This window comes from Novosphingobium sp. BAM6, assembly GCF_057784955.1.
Genome location: NZ_JBYNTR010000004.1, coordinates 98,774 through 119,793, shown reverse-complemented (window position 1 = coordinate 119,793; position 21,020 = coordinate 98,774). Strand labels below are relative to the sequence as shown.

The 21,020-nt window shown below is 66.8% G+C and carries 24 protein-coding genes; 13 read left to right on the top strand and 11 right to left on the bottom strand.

Translation table 11 applies throughout. From position 1 onward, the window contains the following. The first annotated feature begins 22 nt into the window (after nt 1–22). The 5 genes from AC3EC3_RS13725 (at nt 23) to AC3EC3_RS13705 (ending at nt 5,573) form a co-directional block, all read left to right on the top strand. On the top strand, nt 23–1,852 hold the full coding sequence (locus AC3EC3_RS13725) for an aminopeptidase P family protein (protein ID WP_488490166.1): 1,830 nt from the start codon (nt 23–25) through the stop codon (nt 1,850–1,852). Between the two features lie 13 nt (nt 1,853–1,865). Then, nucleotides 1,866–2,312: a cupin domain-containing protein gene (locus AC3EC3_RS13720; protein ID WP_488490165.1), complete on the top strand. Its 447-nt coding sequence runs from the start codon at nt 1,866–1,868 to the stop codon at nt 2,310–2,312. 205 nt (nt 2,313–2,517) lie between these two features. Continuing rightward, complete coding sequence (locus AC3EC3_RS13715; RefSeq protein ID WP_488490164.1) at nt 2,518–3,291, top strand: EF-hand domain-containing protein; 774 nt, start codon at nt 2,518–2,520, stop codon at nt 3,289–3,291. A gap of 25 nt (nt 3,292–3,316) precedes the next feature. After that, entirely contained in the window at nt 3,317–4,051 is a 735-nt protein-coding gene (locus tag AC3EC3_RS13710) for a response regulator (protein WP_488490163.1), read from the top strand. A gap of 49 nt (nt 4,052–4,100) precedes the next feature. Further along, the gene (locus tag AC3EC3_RS13705; protein WP_488490162.1) at nt 4,101–5,573 is read left to right on the top strand and encodes an ATP-binding protein; all 1,473 of its coding nucleotides are present in this window, start codon (nt 4,101–4,103) and stop codon (nt 5,571–5,573) included. Between the two features lie 41 nt (nt 5,574–5,614). Here AC3EC3_RS13705 and AC3EC3_RS13700 read toward each other — a convergent pair whose 3' ends face one another. After that, nucleotides 5,615–7,213, bottom strand: a complete 1,599-nt coding sequence (locus AC3EC3_RS13700; protein WP_488490161.1) for a helicase HerA-like domain-containing protein — start codon at nt 7,211–7,213, stop codon at nt 5,615–5,617. A 132-nt stretch (nt 7,214–7,345) separates the two neighbouring features. Here AC3EC3_RS13700 and pabB point away from each other — a divergent pair, with 132 nt between their 5' ends. From pabB to arfB, 4 genes are read left to right on the top strand one after another with little or no spacing between them, the layout of a single operon-like run. Further along, a complete protein-coding gene (gene pabB, locus AC3EC3_RS13695) occupies nt 7,346–9,151 on the top strand; it encodes an aminodeoxychorismate synthase component I (RefSeq protein ID WP_488490160.1) in 1,806 nt (601 codons plus the stop codon). Then, complete coding sequence (locus AC3EC3_RS13690) at nt 9,151–10,329, top strand: pyridoxal phosphate-dependent aminotransferase (RefSeq protein ID WP_488490257.1); 1,179 nt, start codon at nt 9,151–9,153, stop codon at nt 10,327–10,329. The genes pabB and AC3EC3_RS13690 overlap by 1 nt, the downstream gene beginning before the upstream one ends. A gap of 14 nt (nt 10,330–10,343) precedes the next feature. Continuing rightward, nucleotides 10,344–10,997: an RluA family pseudouridine synthase gene (locus AC3EC3_RS13685; protein WP_260926550.1), complete on the top strand. Its 654-nt coding sequence runs from the start codon at nt 10,344–10,346 to the stop codon at nt 10,995–10,997. Between the two features lie 23 nt (nt 10,998–11,020). Then, nucleotides 11,021–11,434: an alternative ribosome rescue aminoacyl-tRNA hydrolase ArfB gene (gene arfB / locus AC3EC3_RS13680; RefSeq protein WP_488490256.1), complete on the top strand. Its 414-nt coding sequence runs from the start codon at nt 11,021–11,023 to the stop codon at nt 11,432–11,434. Here the strand turns inward: arfB and AC3EC3_RS13675 are convergent. The 5 genes from AC3EC3_RS13675 to dksA form a co-directional block, all read right to left on the bottom strand. Further along, nucleotides 11,431–11,652, bottom strand: a complete 222-nt coding sequence (locus AC3EC3_RS13675; protein ID WP_488490159.1) for a hypothetical protein — start codon at nt 11,650–11,652, stop codon at nt 11,431–11,433. The two genes, arfB and AC3EC3_RS13675, sit on opposite strands and share 4 nt — an antisense overlap. Continuing rightward, nucleotides 11,649–12,068, bottom strand: coding sequence for a DUF4112 domain-containing protein (locus tag AC3EC3_RS13670; RefSeq protein WP_488490158.1), 420 nt, complete (start codon nt 12,066–12,068; stop codon nt 11,649–11,651). The genes AC3EC3_RS13675 and AC3EC3_RS13670 overlap by 4 nt, the downstream gene beginning before the upstream one ends. 53 nt (nt 12,069–12,121) lie before the next feature. After that, nucleotides 12,122–13,699, bottom strand: a complete 1,578-nt coding sequence (locus AC3EC3_RS13665; protein ID WP_488490157.1) for an ABC transporter substrate-binding protein — start codon at nt 13,697–13,699, stop codon at nt 12,122–12,124. A 91-nt stretch (nt 13,700–13,790) separates the two neighbouring features. Continuing rightward, entirely contained in the window at nt 13,791–14,165 is a 375-nt protein-coding gene (locus AC3EC3_RS13660; RefSeq protein ID WP_488490156.1) for a PilZ domain-containing protein, read from the bottom strand. Between the two features lie 200 nt (nt 14,166–14,365). Continuing rightward, nucleotides 14,366–14,824, bottom strand: coding sequence for an RNA polymerase-binding protein DksA (gene dksA / locus AC3EC3_RS13655; RefSeq protein WP_488490155.1), 459 nt, complete (start codon nt 14,822–14,824; stop codon nt 14,366–14,368). A gap of 377 nt (nt 14,825–15,201) precedes the next feature. Here dksA and AC3EC3_RS13650 point away from each other — a divergent pair, with 377 nt between their 5' ends. Further along, the gene (locus AC3EC3_RS13650; RefSeq protein ID WP_488490154.1) at nt 15,202–15,543 is read left to right on the top strand and encodes an SEL1-like repeat protein; all 342 of its coding nucleotides are present in this window, start codon (nt 15,202–15,204) and stop codon (nt 15,541–15,543) included. A 110-nt stretch (nt 15,544–15,653) separates the two neighbouring features. On the opposite strand, the gene AC3EC3_RS13645 is transcribed toward AC3EC3_RS13650, so the two are convergent. The 5 genes from AC3EC3_RS13645 to AC3EC3_RS13625 are packed head-to-tail and all read right to left on the bottom strand — an operon-like array spanning nt 15,654 to nt 18,972. Further along, a complete protein-coding gene (locus tag AC3EC3_RS13645) occupies nt 15,654–16,790 on the bottom strand; it encodes a GNAT family N-acetyltransferase (RefSeq protein WP_488490153.1) in 1,137 nt (378 codons plus the stop codon). Beyond that, nucleotides 16,787–17,584 carry a glycerophosphodiester phosphodiesterase family protein gene (locus AC3EC3_RS13640; RefSeq protein WP_488490152.1) on the bottom strand — a complete coding sequence of 266 codons (798 nt, stop codon included), beginning with the start codon at nt 17,582–17,584 and terminating at the stop codon, nt 16,787–16,789. The genes AC3EC3_RS13645 and AC3EC3_RS13640 overlap by 4 nt, the downstream gene beginning before the upstream one ends. After that, the gene (locus AC3EC3_RS13635) at nt 17,556–18,020 is read right to left on the bottom strand and encodes a RidA family protein (RefSeq protein ID WP_260926517.1); all 465 of its coding nucleotides are present in this window, start codon (nt 18,018–18,020) and stop codon (nt 17,556–17,558) included. The genes AC3EC3_RS13640 and AC3EC3_RS13635 overlap by 29 nt, the downstream gene beginning before the upstream one ends. After that, nucleotides 18,017–18,661 carry an HAD family hydrolase gene (locus AC3EC3_RS13630; RefSeq protein ID WP_488490151.1) on the bottom strand — a complete coding sequence of 215 codons (645 nt, stop codon included), beginning with the start codon at nt 18,659–18,661 and terminating at the stop codon, nt 18,017–18,019. The genes AC3EC3_RS13635 and AC3EC3_RS13630 overlap by 4 nt, the downstream gene beginning before the upstream one ends. Beyond that, nucleotides 18,658–18,972 (bottom strand): DUF3572 domain-containing protein, encoded by a 315-nt coding sequence (locus AC3EC3_RS13625; RefSeq protein ID WP_488490150.1) that lies wholly within the window; start codon nt 18,970–18,972, stop codon nt 18,658–18,660. The genes AC3EC3_RS13630 and AC3EC3_RS13625 overlap by 4 nt, the downstream gene beginning before the upstream one ends. 24 nt (nt 18,973–18,996) lie before the next feature. Between AC3EC3_RS13625 and AC3EC3_RS13620 the strand changes: the two genes are divergently transcribed. The 3 genes from AC3EC3_RS13620 (at nt 18,997) to spt (ending at nt 20,960) form a co-directional block, all read left to right on the top strand. Then, a complete protein-coding gene (locus AC3EC3_RS13620) occupies nt 18,997–19,359 on the top strand; it encodes a response regulator (protein ID WP_260926509.1) in 363 nt (120 codons plus the stop codon). Between the two features lie 127 nt (nt 19,360–19,486). After that, the gene (locus AC3EC3_RS13615) at nt 19,487–19,726 is read left to right on the top strand and encodes an acyl carrier protein (RefSeq protein WP_260926507.1); all 240 of its coding nucleotides are present in this window, start codon (nt 19,487–19,489) and stop codon (nt 19,724–19,726) included. 7 nt (nt 19,727–19,733) lie between these two features. Beyond that, nucleotides 19,734–20,960 (top strand): serine palmitoyltransferase, encoded by a 1,227-nt coding sequence (gene spt / locus AC3EC3_RS13610; protein WP_488490149.1) that lies wholly within the window; start codon nt 19,734–19,736, stop codon nt 20,958–20,960. The last annotated feature ends 60 nt before the right edge of the window (nt 20,961–21,020 follow it).

Sequence of the window (21,020 nt, the reverse complement as noted above, 5' to 3'; positions counted from 1 at the left end):
CGCAAGTCGGATACCAAAACCCATGCTGATGAATACCCACGAAGCCCGTCTCGATGCCCTGCGCAAGGAGCTGAAATCGCGCGGCCTCGACGGCTTCGTGATCCCGATCTCGGACGAGCACATGAGCGAATACGTCGGCGGCTATGCCCAGCGCCTTGCCTGGCTGACCGGCTTCGGCGGCTCGGCCGGAACCGCCGTGGTGCTGACCGACGCCGCGCTCTCTCCCGCCGCCGCGATGTTCGTGGACGGGCGCTATACCCTGCAGGTTCGCGATCAGGTGGACGGACGCTTCTATGCCTATGAAAGCGTGCCGCAGACCAGCGCTGCCGAGTGGCTGAAGCAGCACGCCCCGCAAGGTGCGGTGATCGGTTACGACGCCTGGCTGCACGGATCGAAGTGGGTCGAGGCTGCCGATTCAGCCATCGCCGCAAAGGGCGGCAAGCTCGTCGCGGTGGAAACCAACCCGATCGACGCGGTGTGGGAAGACCAGCCGCTGCCCTCGCCCGCGCTCGCCTTCGTCCAGCCCGATGCGCTGGCCGGCGTATCGAGCGAGGCCAAGCGCGCCGCCGTCTCCGAATGGCTGGCCGAACAGGGCCTCGACGCGACGATCGTCACCGCGCTCGATTCGATCGCCTGGCTGCTCAACATTCGCGGTGCCGATGTGGACCGTACCCCGGTGGCGCTGTCTTACGTGATCGCGCGCAGGGACGGCACCGCCGAGCTGTTCATCGCCGAGGCGAAAGTCACGCCCGAACTGCGCCAGCATCTGGGCAACGCGGTGAAGATCGCCAACCGTGACGATTTCGTCGCCGGGCTCGACGCGCTGGCGGGGCTGCGCGTCGGTCTCGATCCGCAGAGCGCGGTCGCCGCGATCTTCGAGCGCCTGCACCAGTCGGGCGCGATCGTCGTCGAGGCGAGCGATCCGTGCGTGCTGCCCAAGGCGATCAAGAACCCGGTCGAGCAGCAGGGCCACCGCGATGCGCAACATCGCGACGGCGCCGCCGTCTCGCGCTTCCTCCACTGGCTGAGCGTCGAGGCACCCAAGGGCACCGTCACCGAAATGAGCGCATCGGACCGCCTCCACGCCTTCCGCGAGGCCTGCGGCGACCTGCGCGACCTCTCGTTCGACACGATCTCGGGCGCGGGGCCTAATGCCGCAATCCCGCACTACCGGGTGAGCGACGAAAGCAGCCTGACGCTGGCGCCGGGCAGCATCTATCTGGTCGATTCGGGCGGCCAGTACCCCGACGGCACCACCGATATCACCCGCACCGTCTGGGTCGATACGCCCACGGGCGCCGAGCCCACGGCGGAAATGAAGGACCGCTTCACCCGCGTCCTCAAGGGCCATATCGCCATCGCCACGGCGGTGTTCCCCAAGGGCACGACCGGCGGCCAGCTCGACGTGCTGGCGCGCCATGCGCTGTGGTCGGCGGGGATCGACTATGCCCACGGCACCGGCCACGGCGTCGGCAGCTTCCTGGCGGTCCACGAAGGCCCGCAGCGCATCGCCAAGCCTGCCGGTGGACAGGCCGGGACCATGCAGGATCTGCGCCCCGGCATGATCATCTCGAACGAGCCGGGCTACTACAAGAGCGGCGAATTCGGCATCCGTATCGAGAACCTCGTGCTCGTCGAACAGCGTGACATCGCCGGGATGGAAGGCGAGTACTACGGCTTCGAGACCCTGACCTTCGTGCCGATCGAGCGTCGTCTGGTCGATACCGGCCTGCTGACGCCCGCCGAGATCGCGTGGTGGAACGATTACCACGCACAGGTCCACGCGATCATCGCCCCGCAGCTCGAAGGTGAGGCGCTCGCCTGGCTCGACGCGCAGTGCGCCGCGCTCTGAGGGCCTGATAGCGATGGGCAACCGGGGCTTCCAAGACGATCATCCGTCCGCCGAAGCCCCGGCTGCGCCCCTGCTCTCCGAATTTCCCGTCCATCTCGACAGCAAGGGCGGCGCGGCCATGCTTGCAGCCTTCACCGGCAGCGCGGGGTGGTACGAGGACTATGCGACCAGCACCGCGAAGGACGGTGCAGCCGGGCACCTCGTCTCGGTCCACGCCTTCGCCGAGGACTGGGCGATGTGGGAAATGCACCCCGACGGCGACGAGCTGGTCGTGTGCCTCTCCGGCGCGTTCACCTTGTGGCAGGAGCTGCCCGAAGGCGGACAGCGGCGGATTGAGCTCGAACCCGGCCAGTACGCGATCAATCCCGCAGGCGTGTGGCACACCGCCAATACGCTTGGCCCGGCAGAGGCACTGTTCGTGACCTCGGGTCAAGGCACCCGGCATCGCGGGCGACACTGACGCCCATCTTTACGGGACTTTGCTGCAAAATGAACGACCGTTCCCCCGTGTGACAAATCGCGACAATAAAGCGCTCTGCCGGGATACCTGCGCGACAGTCCCTCTTTAGACGGGACATCAGAAAGTCGCGCGGCGGTACTTCCCCCCACCCCCTCACTGGCCGCGCGGCTTTCCCGAAAACTTTAACGTTGGATTGGGACACGCGATGACTGGAATGCTCAAGTTCTCGCTCGGCCTCTCGGTCGCAGCACTTTCCCTTGGCGGTTTCGCCTATGCGCAGGCGCCCGATGGCCCGCCCCCCGACGGCCCCGGCAGCGAACGACACGGCCCGATGATGGCTGATGAAACCCGCGCCGAAGCGCAGGCCCGCGCCGAGAAGCTGTTCGACCGCCTCGACGTCAACCACGACGGCAAGCTCGACAAGGCCGATCGCGAACTGATGCGCCAGCAGATGCGCGAAAAGATGTTCGACCGCCTCGACACCAATCACGACGGCTCGATCTCCAAGGCCGAATTCATGGCCGACCATGGTCCGCATGGCGACCATGGACCAAAGGGCGATCATGGCCCCGATGGCGGTCCGCAGGGCGACATGCCGCCTCCGCCTCCCGGCGGCCCCGATGGCGATGACGGTACGCCGCCGCCTCCCCCGCCGCCCGGCGCGCAGGACGGACAGCCCGGCCCGCATCATGGCGACTGGCATGGTCGCAAGGGCCCGCCGCATGGTCATGGCCCGATGGGCCCCATGGGCATGGCCAGAGATATGGAGCGCAAGGCCGATACCAATGGCGATGGTGCCGTCAGCAAGGCGGAATTCGTCGCGGCCGCGCTCAAGCGCTTTGACATGCTCGACGCGAACCACGATGGCACTGTAACCAAGGCGGAGCGTCAGGCGGCGTTCCAGAAAATGAGGATGGAGCGCAAGGACCGTCGCGACGGCGACCGGCCCGAAGCCGCCCAGCAGGCGCCCGGCCAGTGACCGGCGGGCGCGGAACAGGAGTGTGATGAACGATACCGCGCTGCCCCGACTGCTGCTTGTCGACGATGAGGCTGCCCTTCGCGAACCTCTGGCCGAGTACCTCTCGCGCCAGGGGTTCACGCTCGACCAGTGCTCGAACGCCGCAGAGGCCCGCTCGCGCCTGCGCGATACATCCTACGAACTGGTGCTGCTCGACATCATGATGCCGGGCGAGGACGGCCTTTCGCTGTGCCGCCATCTGGTCGAGGCCAAGGATACCCCGGTGATCTTCCTCACCGCGCGTGCCGAGGCGACCGACCGGATCGTCGGGCTGGAAATCGGCGCCGACGATTACGTGGTCAAGCCGTTCGAGCCGCGCGAACTGGTCGCCCGCATCCGCTCGGTGCTGCGCCGGGCCTCGCGCGTGCCCACGCCTGCGGTCGAGAACGAGGACCTGATGTTCGAGAACTGGCGCCTCGATCCGCTCAAGCGCCGCCTGACCGATCCCGACGGCGCCACCGTGGCGATCTCCTCGGTCGAGTTCCGGCTGCTGATGGCCTTCCTCGAACACCCGCGTCAGGTGCTCAACCGCGACCGCCTGCTCGACATGGTGCAGGGCCGCGAGGCGCACCTGTTCGACCGCGCGGTGGACAATCAGGTCAGCCGCCTGCGTCGCAAGATCGAGGTCGACAGCCGCAATCCGCAGATGATCCAGACCGTGTGGGGCGGCGGCTACATGCTGGCAGCCGACGTGCGCAAGGTGCCGCAGGCACCCGAATGAAACGGGCCACAGGCGCCCGAATGAACACTGCCGGAGTGACGATCGCCCGATGACCGCCAGCACGACTCGCCGTTTCAGCCTGCCCCGCCCCCACAGCCTGATGGGGCAGATGCTGCTGGCCGTCGCCGCCGCGCTGCTGCTGGTGCAGGGCCTCGGCGCCGCGCTGGTCTATCGCGCCCAGCGCGACGGCTACGAGGCGGGCATGCTCAACGGGGCGACGTTCAACCTGCTCAACGAGACGCGCGGACCGGGTTCCTTCGGACACCACCGCAATCGCGATGGCAGTGACGGCGGCCCCGGTGGACCGGGCGGTCCGTTCAGCGGACCACCGCCGCGCGGCTTCCGTCTGGAATACAGCACCAATTCCCCGCAGAAGCAGGGCGAAACGCGCGACGCCCATGCCGAGGGCATCCTTCGCCAGATCCTCAAGAACCAGAACTTCCCGGCAAGCGAAATCGTCGTCCTGCATCGCACCGTGGCGAGCGATCCCTTCGCGGCGCAGAGCACGCGCCACCGGGCAGAACGGCTGAATCTCTCCGCCGACATGGTGAAGAACATGCTCGCCGATCATCTGCTGGTTGTCGGCGTGCGACCGACCGGCAACGGCAGCTGGCTGGTCTCGCGGGTCCGCAGCCCCCAGGCCGCCAACATGCTGCTGGTGCCGATCATCCTCCAGACGCTGGTGATCTACATCGTGCTGGTCGGCGCAGTGGCACTGATCCTGCGCCGGATCACCCGGCCGCTGGCGGCACTCACGAAGCGTGTTGAAGCCTTCGCCGTCGCGCCCGAGGTCCGGCATCAGCTGGAGCCGACCGGCCCGGAAGACATGCGCCGCCTGATCGAGGCCCACAACGCCATGGAATCGCGCATTTCGGCCATGCTGGACGAAAAGGACGTGATGCTCGGCGCCATCGGGCATGACCTGAAGACGCCGCTGACCGCGCTGCGCGTCCGCATCGAATCGGTCGAGGACGAGACCGAGCGCGCCCGCATGGCGATGACCATCGAGGATATCGTCCACACGCTCGACGACATTCTCTCGCTCGCCCGCGTCGGCCGCCCGAGTGATCCGATCGAGCGTACCGAAGTCTCCTCGCTGGTGATCTCGGTGGTCGAGGAATACGAGGACATGGGCGAGCCGGTCGATCTGCTCGATACGCGCCGCATCGCCGCGCAAGTGCGCCCGACATGGCTGCGCCGCGCGCTGCGCAACCTTATCAGCAATGCCCTGCGCTACGGCCAGACCGCGCGCGTCTCGCTGGAGCACGAACAGGGCCGCGCGGTGATCCTGATCGACGATGACGGCCCCGGCATTCCCGAGGCGGACATCGACCTGATGATGAACGCTTTCACGCGTGGCGATCCATCGCGCAATTCGGCCACCGGCGGCGCGGGGCTGGGCCTTGCCCTTGCCCGCGCGATTGCCGACCAGCACGGCGGCGCGCTCAGGCTGTCGAACCGCCGCGACGCGCGAGGCGCCATCGTCGGCCTGACGGCGCGGCTGGAAATCCCCTCGGACTGATCGAGAGTACGGGCCGGGATTGAACCCAGCCCGCGCTCACCTCAGCGCATCAGCCCGCCGATCAGGTTGCGTGCGAAGCGGCCAAGCCCCGGAAAACCCACCGCGCGGCCCAGCGTATCGCCGATCGCGCCCGCCGCCGCGCTGGCGGCCGAAGCCTTGGGGCTGGCACGGCTGGTCTTGCCCTGGATCGTCTGCGCCAGGATCGAGCCCGCGCTGGCCGCCGCAGCGCCAGCCGCCGCCTTGGCGACCTTGCCGCCGATGCCGTCCCACAGACCGGGACTGATGCGTTCCCGCTTGCCGACTTCCTCGCGCCCCTTGTCGGCCACTTCCGCGCCCGTCGCCGCGGCATCCGCCGCCTTGGCCGCCAGCACTTCCTCGGCGCTCTCGCGATTGACGCGGGTGTCGTACTTGCCCGCGAAGGGGCTGACCGACTGGATCACCGCGCGTTCCTTGTCGCTCACCGGCCCCAGCCGCGAGCGCGGCGGCGCCACGAGAGTCCGCTGCACCACCGACGGCGCGCCCTCGCCATCGAGCGTCGAGACCAGCGCCTCGCCCACTTTCAGTTCGGTGATCGCACTCTCGACATCGAGTTGCGGGTTGATGCGGAACGTCTCCGCCGCCGCCTTGATCGCCCGCTTGTCACGCGGGGTGAAGGCGCGCAGCGCGTGCTGGACGCGGTTGCCGAGCTGCCCTGCGACGTCCTCGGGCACGTCGATCGGGTTCTGGGTGACGAAATAGACGCCCACGCCCTTGGAGCGGATCAGGCGCACCACCTGCTCCACCTTGTCCTCCAGCGCCTTGGGCGCCTCGTCGAACAGCAGGTGGGCCTCGTCGAAGAAGAACACCAGTTTGGGCTTTTCGGGATCGCCCACTTCGGGCAGCGCCTCGAACAGTTCGGACAGCAACCACAGCAGGAACGTGGCGTAGAGGCCGGGGCTGCGCATCAGCTTGTCGGCAGCGAGGATATTGACGATGCCGCGCCCCTGCTCGTCGCAGCGGATGAAGTCGTTGATCTCCAGCGCGGGCTCACCGAAGAACTGCGCCGCGCCCTGGCTTTCGAGCGAGAGCAACTGGCGCTGGATCGTGCCGACGCTGGCCTTGGTGATATTGCCGTACTTGGCGGAAAGCTCGGCGGCGTGCTCGGCGGAATAGGCCAGCATCGCCTGCAGGTCTTCCAGATCGAGCAGCAACAGGCCCTGTTCGTCGGCATAGCGGAAGACGATGTTGAGCACGCCCTCCTGCGTCTCGTTGAGGTTCATCAGGCGCGAGAGCAGCAGCGGCCCCATCTCCGAGATGGTGGTGCGCACCGGATGGCCCTGCTCGCCGTAAATGTCCCAGAACACCGCCGGATTGTCGCTGTAGGCATAGTCGGTGAGGCCGATCTCCTTGGCGCGCGCCTCCAGCGTGTCGGCATGCTTGAACTGCGGGCTTCCCGCCATCGCAATGCCCGAAAGATCGCCCTTCACGTCGGCCAGGAACACCGGCACGCCTGCTGCGGAGAACTGCTCCGCGATGGCCTGGAGCGTGACGGTCTTGCCGGTGCCGGTGGCGCCGGCGACCATGCCGTGCCGGTTCGCGCGCGTAAGGTCGAGCACCTGCCGCTCGCCATTGCCGCCCAGTCCGATAAATATCTCGCTCATTGGCCTTGTCTCGTCTGCTTCTTGCCCTAGCAGCGGGAGGATAGGGTGCCGTTGCGGCTGCGGCGAGCGGTATTTTGCAACCGTGACAAGACAACGCTAAGGCGCGCGCCTGCTACCGAGAACCCAGCGACCATGCCCGATCCCTTCCTCCTGCTCGACGATGCCCGCCCCGATGCGAGCCGCACAGCGCGCCTCTATCGCGCCCCGGTCGAAGTCGTGGTCGCGCAGGAGGGGGCAGACGTGCTGCCCGCCATCGCCCGGCTGGAAGCGCTCTCGAAGCAGGGCCTGCATGTGGCGGGGATGCTGTCCTACGAAGCCGGGCTGATGCTGGAGCCGCGTACCGTACCGCTGCTCGAACAGCGTGCGGGCACGGCCCAGCCGCTGCTGTGGTTCGGCGCCTTCGAGACCTGCGAGACCATCGCACCCTCGGATGTTCCCGCATGGCTCGCCGCGCACGCGGGAACGGGCCGTCCGTCCATCGGACCGCTGGAGCCGCAGATCTCCACCGGCGACTATGCCCGCGCCTTCGCTGCCATTCAGGAGGCGATCCACGCGGGCGACATCTATCAGGCGAACCTGACCTTCCCGCTGGCAGGTCCGTGGAGCGGCGATCCGGTCGCGCTCTATGCGGGGCTCCGCGCCCATGCCGAGGCGGGATACGGCGCCCTGCTGCACGATGGCAGCGAATGGTGGCTCAGCTTCTCGCCCGAGCTGTTCTTCGCGCTGTCCGGCGAAACGATCACCGTGCGTCCGATGAAAGGCACCCGTCCGCGCGGTCGCGACGAGGCCGAGGATGCGGCGCTTGCCGCCGAACTCCGCGCCAGTGCCAAGGATCGCTCGGAAAACCTGATGATCCTCGACCTGTTGCGCAACGACCTCTCGCGCGTGGCGCAGGCGGGCAGCGTGATCGCCGAGGCGCCCTTCGCTATCGAGAGCTATCCCACCGTCCACCAGATGGTCTCCACCGTGAACGCGACGATGCAGCCCGGCCTTGGCGCCTTCGATGCCCTGCGCGCGCTGTTTCCCTGCGGATCGATCACCGGCGCGCCGAAAATCCGGGCGATGGAACTGATCGCGCAAACCGAACGCTTCGCGCGCGGCGCCTACTGCGGGGCCATCGGTTTCGTAGAACCCTCTGGCGATGCAGCCTTCAATGTGGCAATCCGCACCCTCAGCCTGACCGACAGCCCGACAAGCGGGGGCCGGGCGGTGCTGGGAGTGGGCTCGGCGGTGGTCGCCGATTCGCAAGCGCTTCCCGAATGGCGGGAGTGTCTGGTCAAAGGGGGTTTCGTGCGAAAGTCGGCAGGGCCGGAGGCGCCCGCGCGCCTCGATCTGATCGAGACGATGCGGTTCACGCCCGACGAGGGCATCGCGCTGCTCGAAGGGCATATCGCCCGGATCGGCGCCAGCGCGCTGGCGCTGGGCTTCGCGTTCGATCGCCACGCCGTGCGCAATGCCATCCAGGCGCTGTGCTTCGAGGCGGACGTGCCCTCGCGCCTGCGTCTGGTGCTGGGCCGCACCGGTGCCTATGCGCTCGAACTCTCGGACTTACCCGAAACCTTACCCGAACCGCTGATCTGCGGCGTGCTGCCGCTGCCGGTCGATGCCGGTGACTGGCGTCTTGCCCACAAGACCAGCGACCGCGGCTTCTACGCAGCAGGGCTGGCGGTGGCGCGCGAGGCCGGGGCGCACGAGGCGCTGTTCCTGCGCGACGACGGCCTGCTGACCGAGGGCACCTTCACCAATATCTTCGTCGAGCGAGACGGCGTTCTGCTGACCCCGCCCGCCACATTGGGCCTGCTGCCGGGCGTGCTGCGCGCCTCGCTGCTGGCTTCGGGTCGCGCGGTGGAGGCAGAGCTTCGTCTCGACGACCTGACCGACGGCTTCTTCGTGGGCAACGCGCTGCGTGGCCTGCTCCCGGCAAGGCTTCTGGCATGATCCACGTCTCCCGCTCGCTTTCGCGCATCTCGCCCTCGCAGACCACGGCGATGACCGACCGCGCCTTTGCCCTGCGCGAACAGGGTGTCGACATCATCTCGCTCTCGGTGGGCGAGCCGGACTTCGCGACGCCTGCCCATGTGCTCGATGCAGCCAAGGCCGCGCTCGATGCCGGGCAGACCAAGTACACTGCCGTTGGCGGCAGCGCGCAGGCGAAAAAAGCCGCCGCGCTGCATTTCCGGCGCGATCTGGGCATCGATGTGCCGACCTCGCAGATCACCGTCAGCGCCGGGGGCAAGCAGGCGATCTTCCATGCCCTGCTCGCCACGATCAGCGAGGGCGACGAAGTGATCGTGCCCTCGCCCTGGTGGGTCAGCTATCCCGAGATCGTGCGCTTTGCAGGGGGCAAGGTGGTGCCGCTCACCACCCATGCGAAGGACAACTTCCGCTTCACGCCCGCCGATCTCGAAGCGCAGATCGGCCCGAACACGCTGTGGCTGCTGCTCAACAGCCCCGGCAACCCGACCGGCGCCTATTACCCGGCGGACCTGCTGCTGGGCATTGGCGAAGTGCTGCGCCGTCACCCGCGCGTGATGGTGATGAGCGACGATATCTACGCCCCGCTCGGCTATACCGGAGAGGCGCACGCGACACTGGCGAACCTCTGCCCGGACCTTGCCGACCGGGTGCTGACGATCTCGGGCGTTTCGAAAAGCCACGCGATGACCGGCTTTCGCATCGGCGTTGCCGCAGGCCCGGAATGGCTGATCGCGGCGATGGAAAAGCTCCAGTCGCACTCTTCAGGCAATCCCTGCTCGATCAGCCAGGCCGCCGCCGTCGCCGCCTTCGAAGGCCCGCAAGAGTTCCTGATCGGCTGGCGAGAGCGGTTCCGCGCCCGCCGCGATGCCGTGGTCGCCGCGATCAACGCGATCCCCGGCCTCTTCACCCCGACGCCGGACGGCGCGTTCTACTGCATGGTCGATGCCGCGCCGCTGATGGCGCGCTTCGGCGATGACACCGCGCTGGCGCTGCACCTGCTCGATCACGGCGTGGCCATCGTTCCCGCCTCCGCCTTCGGCGGGCGCGACGGCTTCCGCATCAGTTTCGCGGCCGACGAGGCCGTGCTCGCCGAGGCACTGCGACGGATCGCAGGCGCACTTGCCGAGCCCCCCGCATAACGGACATCCAGAATATGAAATTCGACATCCTCTTCGAAGACGGCGAAGCCCTCGTCATAGACAAGCCCGCAGGGCTTCCGCTCGATCGCCCCCGCGCCGGTGGCCCCGCGCTGGAAGACTATCTTGAGCAGCTGACGCTCGGCTTCCAGCGCCTGCCCCAGCCGGTCCACCGGCTCGACCGCGACACCTCGGGCTGCCTGCTGCTGGCGCGCAACCCCAAGGCGCTGAAGCGCTTTTCCGCCGCCTTCGAGGAACGACAGGTCGAAAAGCGCTATCTCGGCATTGTCGATGGCGTGCCCGAGGAAGAGGAAGGCACCATCGCGCTGTCGCTCTCCAAGGTCAGCACCGAGAAGGACGGCTGGCGCATGATCCTGGCGCGCAAGGGCAAGCCCGCGATCACCCATTGGCGCCGCCTTGCCAGCCGCAACGGCGTGAGCCTGATCGAGTTCCGCCCGGAAACCGGCCGCACCCACCAGATCCGCGTCCATGCCGCCTCGGGCCTTGGCATGCCGCTGCTGGGCGATCCGGTCTACGGCTCGAAGAAGGGCGCGCCGCGCACGCTGCTCCACGCCGCCGGTCTGACGATCGCGCGCGGCGAAAAGCCGCCTATCGTCGCGGTCAGCCCGCTGCCCGCCGATTTCCTCGCGCTCGGCTTCAGCGAGGACTGAGCCACCCCGTGTCTACCAATGGCATGTCCGCCGATGCCGTGGTCGAGCGCGCGCAGGCTCTCGCAAGCGAGAGCTTCATCGCATCGACCGGGCCGGGCGGCCAGAACGTCAACAAGGTGGCGACGGCGGTGCAGTTGCGCGTCGACATCTATGCCCTGCGCCTCACCCAGCCGGTGTTCCAGCGCGTGAAGGAACTGGCGGGCAGCCGCATGACCTCGCGCGGGGAACTGGTGCTGACCGCGCGGCGCTTCCGCACGCAGGAAGCCAACCGCGCCGACGCGCGCGAACGGCTCGCCGAACTGCTGATCGAAGCGCACAAGCTGCCCGAAAAGCGCGCGAAATCGCGCCTCAACCGGGTCGGCAAGACCGAGCGGCTGAAAGGCAAGAAACTGCGCAGTTCGGTCAAGGCCGGGCGCGGCCGGGTGCAGATGGATTAATGGATCGGGGCCGTTTCGGCCTGCGCGGAAGGTATATCCTGCGGCGCTGCCGTCGCGTCTTCGGCCGGCGGCGGCTTTCGCGAATCGAGCATCGCCGCAGCATCGTCGAGCGCGCGAGCCTCGCCCATCGTCACCCCGCCCGGCCCCGGCGCATTGTCGGGCTTGCTGCACCCGGCCAGCACCAGCACGCCTGCCAGCGCCGCATATCCTGCTTTCACGCCTCGATGATCCTCGTTTCGGGATGGTGCCGGTCAAGATGACGGCGGATCATCTTGAGGTTACGGGTATTCGAGCGGAACAGGAAGTCGAACACGTCGCCCGCGAAGGGAATCGCGCCGATCGCGGTATCGATGCCGACATTGCCGACCATGCGCGCCAGCTTCCAGCGCGACATGCCAAGGCTGCGCGCCTCCCAGACCAGATAGAGCCCGAGCAGTGCCGAGATCACGTCTCCCGCCACCGGCACCACGCCGACCACGGCATCGAGCCCGACGGCGCGGCGCAGGCCCGGAATGCGGATGCTGTTTTCGAGCAGGAACTCCATCGCCTCGATCCGCCGCCGGACAGAGGCGGGATCGCGCCCGGTCGGAAAATCGAACGGCATCCGACGCGCCGAACCGGAACCGGAAACCATGAACGGGTCGCTCCCAACGCGAGCAGGCCCGAATGGCGCGGCTCGTCCTTGGATTATTTGGGAAGCCAGGCCAGCGGCAACAAGGGGTGCCAGCCCCAGGCATTGGGGGCAAAGCCGTTGACGCTGCCACGCACCAGCGACCAGCGAATCGGCGCCCCGAACGGGATATAGACGTTGGCCCCGGTCAGTTCGCCTTCGGCCTGCGTCAGGAACGCCACGCGCTGGGCAGGATCGGTCGCCGCATCGGCCTGCTCCACCAGGGCATCCGCCGCAGGGGCGCACAGACCTTGCGAGGCCTTGCACGAAAGCCGGTCGAGAAACCACTGCGCCTGCGGATAGCGCGCCACGGTATCGACAAGCACGAGGTCGGCGCCGTTCTCCTCCTGCGCCCGCTCCAACGTGACACCGATGGTGGCAAGGTCGGCAGCGAGGCCGTCGAACAGCATGTCCGAGCCCTGCCCCGGAACGAGCCAGAGCGAGAGATGCGGGCCGTGGGCGGGCGGCGCGGAAGTCGGCGGTGTCACTGGTGAAGATTCCGGTGGCGATTTAGGTGCGGCATGCGCCTTCGGGACCGGCGCCGAGACCGGCGGTGCCGCGGATTGCGCCGCCATCCACTGATGCACGCGTTGGCTGGCCATCGCGCGGCGCTCATCGATGGTCTGCTGCTGCCAGCGATCCCCGATAGTGCCGGGGTCGCCATCAAGCCCCGGCGCCACCACCCGACTGGTCGGCTGCCAGCCGCCGAACCCGAACACGCCCATCAGCTTGCCCCGGTCGATCGCCATGGCCAGCGCCTCGCGGTTCTGCGGCGTCGCCAGAAAGCCCTTGTCGTCCATCACCTGCAAACCCAGCAGCCCGATGACCGGATCGATCTGGATCGTGCCGCGCAGGATACCGACCGAGCGCGTCAGCGGGAAATCGGCCAGCCTGCCGCCCTGCACCAGATCGACCTCGCCTGCATTGAACCGTTCGACGGCCTCTACCGCGGGCATCGCCACCAGATCGACCTTACGGGCACGACTGGCCCAATCGTCCACTTCGGGCTGCCCCAGGCTGGAAGGGTCCACTGGCGCCAGCACTGCCAGCCGCCCCTTGCGCACCGCCGTCATCGGACCGCTTCCGCGATCCTCGTGAAACAGGCCAAGTTCGGGCTGGGCGAGCAGTTGCAGAAGGTAGGGCGAGGGGCGCGACAGGCGGATCTCGATCACCCGGCTAGCCATGGCGCGTACCTCGTCGATGACAGCCAGATCACGCCCAAGGGGCTCGTCGCGCTGCGCCCTCAACGCTGCCTGCAAGGCTATGCGCCCCGAACGCGCCGTGATCGGATCGCCATTGCTCCAGTCGCCATCGCGCAGGCGGAAAATGTAGCTGAGCCCATCGTCGGTAACGATCCAGCGATCCGCCAGCGCGGGAACGACACGGCCCTGTTCGTCGAACGAGACCAGCCCTTCCGCTGTCGCTGCCAGCAGCAGGCGGCGCGCGGGCGGCAGATCGTCACCCTTCGAGAAAGGGTCTTCGCTCTGTCCGATGACGGCAACGCCCAACGCCGAACCGTCGCTCTTGTGGCAGGCGCCCAGCATCAGCGTAAAAGCGGCGGTCAGGCCAAGAAGGAGGAAGCGGGGCAAGGGCATGGCCATCAAGGGGTAGCCCATTTGCCGTGCGGTGCAATCGCGTGCCGCAAAAATCGTGACGCGCCCCGAAAAGACGCTGAAAGGCCAGTCCTCAGATCTTGCGCAGATTCGTGGTCTCGGGATTGTATTGTGCTTCGTAGTGCTGGACGAACCGCATGGTGCCGGGCTCTTCCGTGCCTGCCGTCGTGGGAGCACGAGCCAGCTTGGGGTCGATCTCGGTCTCGAAAGCAATACCGAAACGGCTTTCCTGTACCCAGGCGACCGCACCGGATACCCAGCCAATATTGCGCAGTTTCACTTCGATCAACGTGCCGCGCAGCACATCGACCGCACCTTCGCCCATCATCCCGCCCGGCGAGAGATTGCGCACCCGCACACGGTGCTCGCCATCGCGCCCCTTCAGGCGAAGGTCCGCCATCAGGAACAGGCTGTCTCGCGCGATCTGTCTGTTATCGCCTTGCTGCATCGGGTCGTCCGCTGTCTTCGATCCTGCTTCCAATGGAAACCGTCGAGATGGCCTCCACTATCGCATACGTGCATCTGCAAGAGCAGACACACGCATGTCCACTCCAAACTCTTTACGCCGGACCGACTAACGGAAACTTAACTCCGCTATCGGTCCGGCGCCAAGATCGGTTGCACCATACCACAGGATAAAGGCGCAGGTCAGTCGTCGCGTGAAACCTTCTCGCGACGCTCATGCGCTTCCTGCGCCTCGACCGTCATGGTCGCGATCGGGCGGGCCTGGAGGCGGCCGATGCCGATCGGCTCGCCGGTCACTTCGCAATATCCGTATTCGCCTTCCTCGATCCGGCGGATGGCCGAATCGATCTTGGCGATCAGCTTGCGCTGACGGTCGCGGGTGCGCAGTTCGATGCCCCAGTCGGTTTCGCTGGACGCGCGGTCGTTGAGGTCGGGCTCCCGCAAGGGGCCGTCCTGCAACTGCTGGAGCGTTCCGGCGGAAGCATCAAGGATGGAGCGCTTCCATGCCTGGAGCAGTCGCCGGAAATAATCCAGCTGCGCATCGGACATGTAAGGTTCGTCGTCGGCAGGAACATATCCTCCGCCGATATTCCGCTTCGCGGTGGCGAGGACGTCAATGTCGTCAGTCAGGGCCGTTGCCATTACTAGAGAATCTCCGCACAATTCCCCGTGGACCACCGGCGCCCTGCAGCCCCGGATTTTTCCAGTGGCTCCCCAGCAATCCGCAGTTCCGGGGCCTATAAGTCGCTGCTTTGCCCTGCACAAGCGCCTTAACGAAATGATCCACAAAAATTCCGGGTTTTCTGTCCGGATTGCATCCGTTCTGGATGCCTTGACCGTAAAACAGTTCAACCCGCCACCAGCACCGCGCCGGACACACGGCGTATCCGAGCCTTTGCCCAAATTCACGTTAACCATTTATTGATCGAACCTGCGGCACCTTCCGGGACGACAGATGCAAGGAATGGTGCGGAGCCGACGCCACAGGTCGCAACGCACGAACAGGGGACGTTGCCACCATGGAATTCGCGATCATTAACCAGACCGACGCTTCACCGCTTGGCGCTCTCGCCGTTCAGGCCGAAAACCGCTTCATCGCGAACAGCCTCGCCGCGGCCGCGCTTGGCGATGCCGATGCCTGCTTCGATCTGGGCGTGACCTTCTCCACCGGCTCGCACGGCATGGCCTGCGATCTGGTCGAGGCGCACAAGTGGTTCAACCTCGCCGCGCTCTCGGAACATGAGGACGCCGCCGGCTGCCGCGCCGAGGTCGCGGACGAAATGACCGCGCGCGAAATCGCCGAAGCCCAGCGTCGCGCCCGCGAATGGTTGCGCGCAACGTCGGCACGCAAGGCGGCCTGAGCGTCTTAGATCAAGGCGCTGAGATGCTGACGCATCACGCCTTGGACATGTTCAAACGCCACACGGGCTTAACCAAAGCTGCGATGAGGCAAGCTCATCGAACTTTGGTCTCAATCCCGCCGGAACGGCGTATGGTCTCCAAGGCGTAGCTGGTCGCTGGCAACGCCTGCCCGCTCCTGCTCCAGATAGTCCGCGATCGCGCTGCGCAAACCCGGATGGGCGATGTAATGCGCCGAGACCGTGCGGACAGGCTCGTAGCCGCGCGCCAGCTTGTGCCCACCTTGGGCGCCTGCCTCGACGCGCGAGAGGCCCCGCGCGATAGCCGCGTCGATCGCCTGATAATAGCACAGCTCGAAGTGCAGGAACGGCTTGTCGATGCGGGCGCCCCAGTAGCGACCGTAGAGCGCATCGGCGCCAATGAAGTTCAGCGCGCCCGCTACCGGCTCCCCGCCGATCCGGGCGAGCACCAGCAGGATGCGGTCCGCCATCGTCTCGCCCAGCAGCGAGAATGCCGCGCGGGTCAGGTAGGGATGGCCCCACTTGCGCGCACCGGTATCCTGATAGAATTCCCAGAACGCATCCCAGTGCTCCTCGCGCAGGTCCGCGCCGGAAAGGTGCTCGATCGTGACGCCTTCCTGCGCCTTCTCGCGTTCCTTGCGGATATCCTTGCGCTTGCGGGAGGACAGCGCGGCCAGAAAGCCATCGAAGTCGGCATAGCCCCGGTTCTCCCAGTGGAACTGGATATCCTCGCGCAGCAGCCAGCCCGCCTGCTCGAACACCGGCACCTGATCGGGCTCGATGAAGGTCGCGTGGGCGGAAGACAGCCCGTTCTGGTCGCACAGCGATTCGGCAGCACGCAGCATCGGCAGCAGCAGGTCGTCGCGGCGCGACAGCACGCGCGGGCCAGTGGCCGGGGTAAACGGCACCGCGATCTGGAGCTTGGGATAATACTGCCCGCCCGCACGCTCCCAGGCATCGGCCCAGGCATGGTCGAACACGTATTCGCCCTGGCTATGCTCCTTGAGATAGGCAGGCATGGCCGCGACGAGCGCACCATCGGGTTCGGCGATGGTCAGCGGCACCGGAATCCAGCCGCTGCGCCCACCGACGCTGCGCGAGGTCTCCATGGCGCTCAAGAAATCGTGCGAGACGAAGGGATTGCCGCCATCGGTCAGCGCGTCCCACTCCCCGGCAGGCAGCGCCGCGACCGAATCATGGATCCGGGCGATGACGTCCGTCCCGCTCACGCCGTCACGCCGACCTCCTGCCGGCGGACGATCTCGCCCTCGAAGATGTCGGTATCGGCATGGTCGAGCGCGCGATCGCGATGGTCCGGCGTGCGCACCGTCCAGGTCGCGAGCAACATGCCCCGGCGACGCTGACCGGCAGCAAAGCGGCTCGGCAGGTCGCGGATATCGTAGGCGAGGAAATCGGGGCGCGCATGCCACAGCGAAAGGCGGCGGCGGACCTTGCCTGCAAGCGCGCGATCATCGCCTTCCGAGACGATCAGCCCGCGCACGCTATGTGGCGAATGGCGGCGGAACCATGCGCAAACGCGCGGATCGAAGCTCATCACCGCGTGCTCTCCGACATACCCCTCAAGCACCCGACGCACGGCAAGGCAGATCGCGGCGACGCGCTGCTGCGGGCCGACCTTGACCTCGATCAGCACCGGCACACGGCCGGCCACTTCGGCCAGCACATCGCGCAGGGTCGGGATCGTCTCGGACGTCCCCGCCAGCGTCAGCGCGCCAAGCTGCTGCGCGGTACGGCGCGAAGCGCGACCCGAAGCACCGGTCAGCCGCTCCAGCGTATCGTCGTGAAACACCACCGCGCGCCCGTCGCTGGAGCGCTGGACATCGAGTTCGATGCCCACGCCCGCCGAAACGGCACGCGCGAAGGCGGCGCGGGAGTTCTCGGGAACTCCCGCGTCGTGCAGGCCGCGATGCGCGAAGTCCTGCGCACCGATCCAGTCCACCCGCGAAGGCGGCGGGACCGGCGCAAGCCAGCGATCAAGCAGGGCGAACGGCAATGACGGCATCCACTTCGACCGCGGCGCCCAGCGGCAGCACCGGCACGCCCACGGCGCTGCGGGCGTGCTTGCCGGCATCGCCGAACACCGCGACCATCAGTTCCGAGGCGCCGTTGGCGACCTGCGGCTGCTGCGTGAAATCGCCTGCCGAGTTGATGAACACACCCAGCTTGACGACGCGCTCAACCCGGTCGAGCGAACCCAGAGCGGCCTTGAGCTGGGCCAGCAGCATCACGCCGCAGGCCTGCGCAGCCTCGACGCCCTGCTCCAGCGAGACGTCCTCGCCCAGACGGCCGGTGACGAGCTTGCCCTCGACGAAGGGCAGTTGGCCCGAGACATGGGCAAGGCCGTTCGATTCGACCACCGCGACATAGGCGGCGACCGGCGCGGCGGCGACGGGAAGGGTCAGGCCGAGTTCGGCAAGGCGGGCGTCGATGTCACTCATGAGTCTGCAAAGTCCTTCTGGTCGTCGTTCAGCTTCGCGAGAAGCCAGGGTAACGCCTCGGCCCAGTCATCGATCCGGGCGTGGGCATGGCCTGCCTTGAAAGCGCAGGCGATGTGGGGAGCGAGCACCGGTTCGGCGCACAAGTGCAGCCGGGTGACATGGGGCGTCACTTCGGCGACCGAGCCATGATGCTGCGAAAGGTCGTCGATGAAGATCGCACGCTCGGGCTGGTACTCGTCCAGAATCGCCTTGAGCGCCGGGCCTTTCGGCCCCTGATTCGTATAGATCGGCAAGTCGAGCCCGAAGGCCGCCAGCTGCGCCTTGCGAGAATCGCGGCGGAAATCGAGCAGGTTGGTCAGCACCACCACGTCGGCATGGCGCTGCAGCTCGGTGATCCCCTCGATCGCGCCCTTCACGGCGGTCTGCCGCGCCATCTCGGTATCGAAGAAGGCGTTGAGCAGGCGCCAGACGTCTGCCGCAGGAACCGTACCCCCGCCGTCGATCCACGTCATCGAATCGGTGAAATCGTTATGCTTCATCCGGAACTCGACGCCCTGCGATTCGGCCAGCCAGTCGCGGAAGTGCGCGACCATGTGCAGCAGCACTTCGTCGCAATCGGTGATGATCAGCGGACGGCTCATGCTCCCAATCTCCCGCGCGCGGCGGCCAGTTGCGCAGGCGGCACGCCCAGCGCCTTTGCCGCTGCCACCAGATCGGCTTCGTAGGCGCACAGGAAGTCGAGCACGGCCTCCAGCGTCGCCGGTTCGCCCAGCGATTCGCGCAGCGAATCGGGCGTCAGCCCGGTCATGCTAAGGAACCGCCCGGCCCGGTCGGCATCGCCCAGCACCCAGCCGAGCGCGTTGAGCGCCAGCGCCTGAGCGTCGGGGGCGGGTTGTGGCGGCTCGCGAAGAATTGTCAGCCTCGATTCTCTGGCATAGAGCTGTCCGTACAACTCTAGATGGTGTCCGGGCGTCGAATGGCAAAGCGAATCCTCGTTGTCGAGGACAACGATCTCAACCGCAGGCTGTTTTGCGACGTTCTTCGCGCACAAGGCTTCGCCGTGGAGCCGGTGGCGGACGGGCTGGAGGCGCTGGACGCCGCCCGCCGCTTCGTGCCCAACCTCGTCATCATGGACATCCAGCTGCCCAATGTCTCCGGGCTGGACCTGATCGAGGCAGCCAAGAAAGACCCGGTGCTGCGCACGATCCCGGTGCTCGCCGTCACCGCCTATGCGGGCAAGGGCGACGAGGAGCGCATCCGCGAGGCAGGCGCCGAGGGGTATCTGGCCAAGCCGATCTCGATCGGGCCGTTCATGCAGGCCATCCGGGCGCTCCTGTGATGCACTCCATCCCATTCCCTCTTTCTCCCCTCAGCCCACCGGCGCTTGACTTTGCGACGCCGCGCCGCTTTTGCGCCGCAATTCGCGGCCAGAGAGCCGACTAGACCCTTTCGGAGTTTTTGAGACCATGGACCGCGCAGAGACCTCAGAGCGCATTGCCGCGCTGATCGAGCCCTTCAACAAGAAGGGCGTCACCGTGACCGACGCGACCCGCTTCACCGACGATCTCGAATTCGACAGCCTGACCGTGATGGACTTCGTCGCCGCGATCGAGGACGAGTTCGACATCATCATCTCGATGAACCAGCAGGCCGAGATCGAGAACTACGGCCAGCTCGTCGACGCCGTGGTCAAGCTGCAGGGTTGATTTCGCGATGACCGAGACCACCGAGACCACTGAATCCAAGGACCTGTTCAGCAAGTTCGATCCGCTGATCCAGATGCGGACCGACCTGCTCTCCACCGGCGTCACCGATCCGTTCGGCCTCGTCATGGAGCGCGTCGTCTCCCCCACCGTCGCCATGTGCAACGGACGCGAGACGATCCTGCTGGGCACCTACAACTACATGGGCATGACGTTCGATGCGGACGTGATCGCCGCCGGCAAGGCCGCGCTCGACGATTTCGGCGCGGGCACCACCGGCAGCCGCGTGCTCAACGGCACTTATGCGGGCCACAAGGCGGTCGAACAGGCGCTTTGCGAGTTCTACGCCATGGACCATGCCATGGTGTTCTCCACCGGCTACCAGGCGAACCTGGGCATCATCTCGACCATCGCGGGCAAGGGCGACTACATCGTCCTCGACATCGACAGCCACGCCTCGATCTGGGACGGCTGCAAGCTGGGCGATGCCGAGATCGTGCCGTTCAAGCACAACGACATCGACGCCATGGAAAAGCGCCTCAAGCGCATTCCCGAAGGCGCGGGCAAGCTGGTGATCCTCGAAGGCGTCTACTCGATGCTGGGCGATATCGCCCCGCTCAAGGAGATGATCGCGGTCGCCAAGAAGTACGGCGCGATGGTGCTGGTGGACGAAGCCCACTCGATGGGCTTCATCGGCCCCAACGGTCGCGGCGTGGCCGAGGATCAGGGCTGTCTCGATGACGTCGATTTCGTGATCGGCACGTTCTCGAAGTCGGTCGGCACGGTCGGCGGCTTCTGCGTCTCGAACCACCCCAAGTTCGAGATCATGCGTCTGGTCTGCCGCCCTTACGTGTTCACCGCCAGTCTGCCGCCCAGCGTCGTCGCCACCGCCGCGACCTCGGTGCGCAAGCTGATGAACGCGGGCGACAAGCGCGCGCACCTGTGGGCGAACTCCAAGGTGCTGCACAAGGGCCTGACCGATGCCGGTTTCCAGCTGGGCACCGCCGAGCCGCAGAGCGCGATCATCGCCGTCGTCATGCCCGATCTGGAGCGCGGCGCGATGATGTGGGAAGCGCTGCTGCACGAAGGTCTCTACGTGAACCTCGCGCGTCCGCCGGCGACCCCTGCGAACATGACGCTGCTGCGCTGCTCGCTGTGCGCCGAGCATTCGGCCGAGCAGGTGCAGACGATCATCGGCATGTTCACCCGCGCGGGCAAGGCTGTCGGCATCATCTGATCCGGCCTTGCGCGATAACGCAAAAACGCCGCCGCCTCCCCACCGGGACGCGGCGGCGTT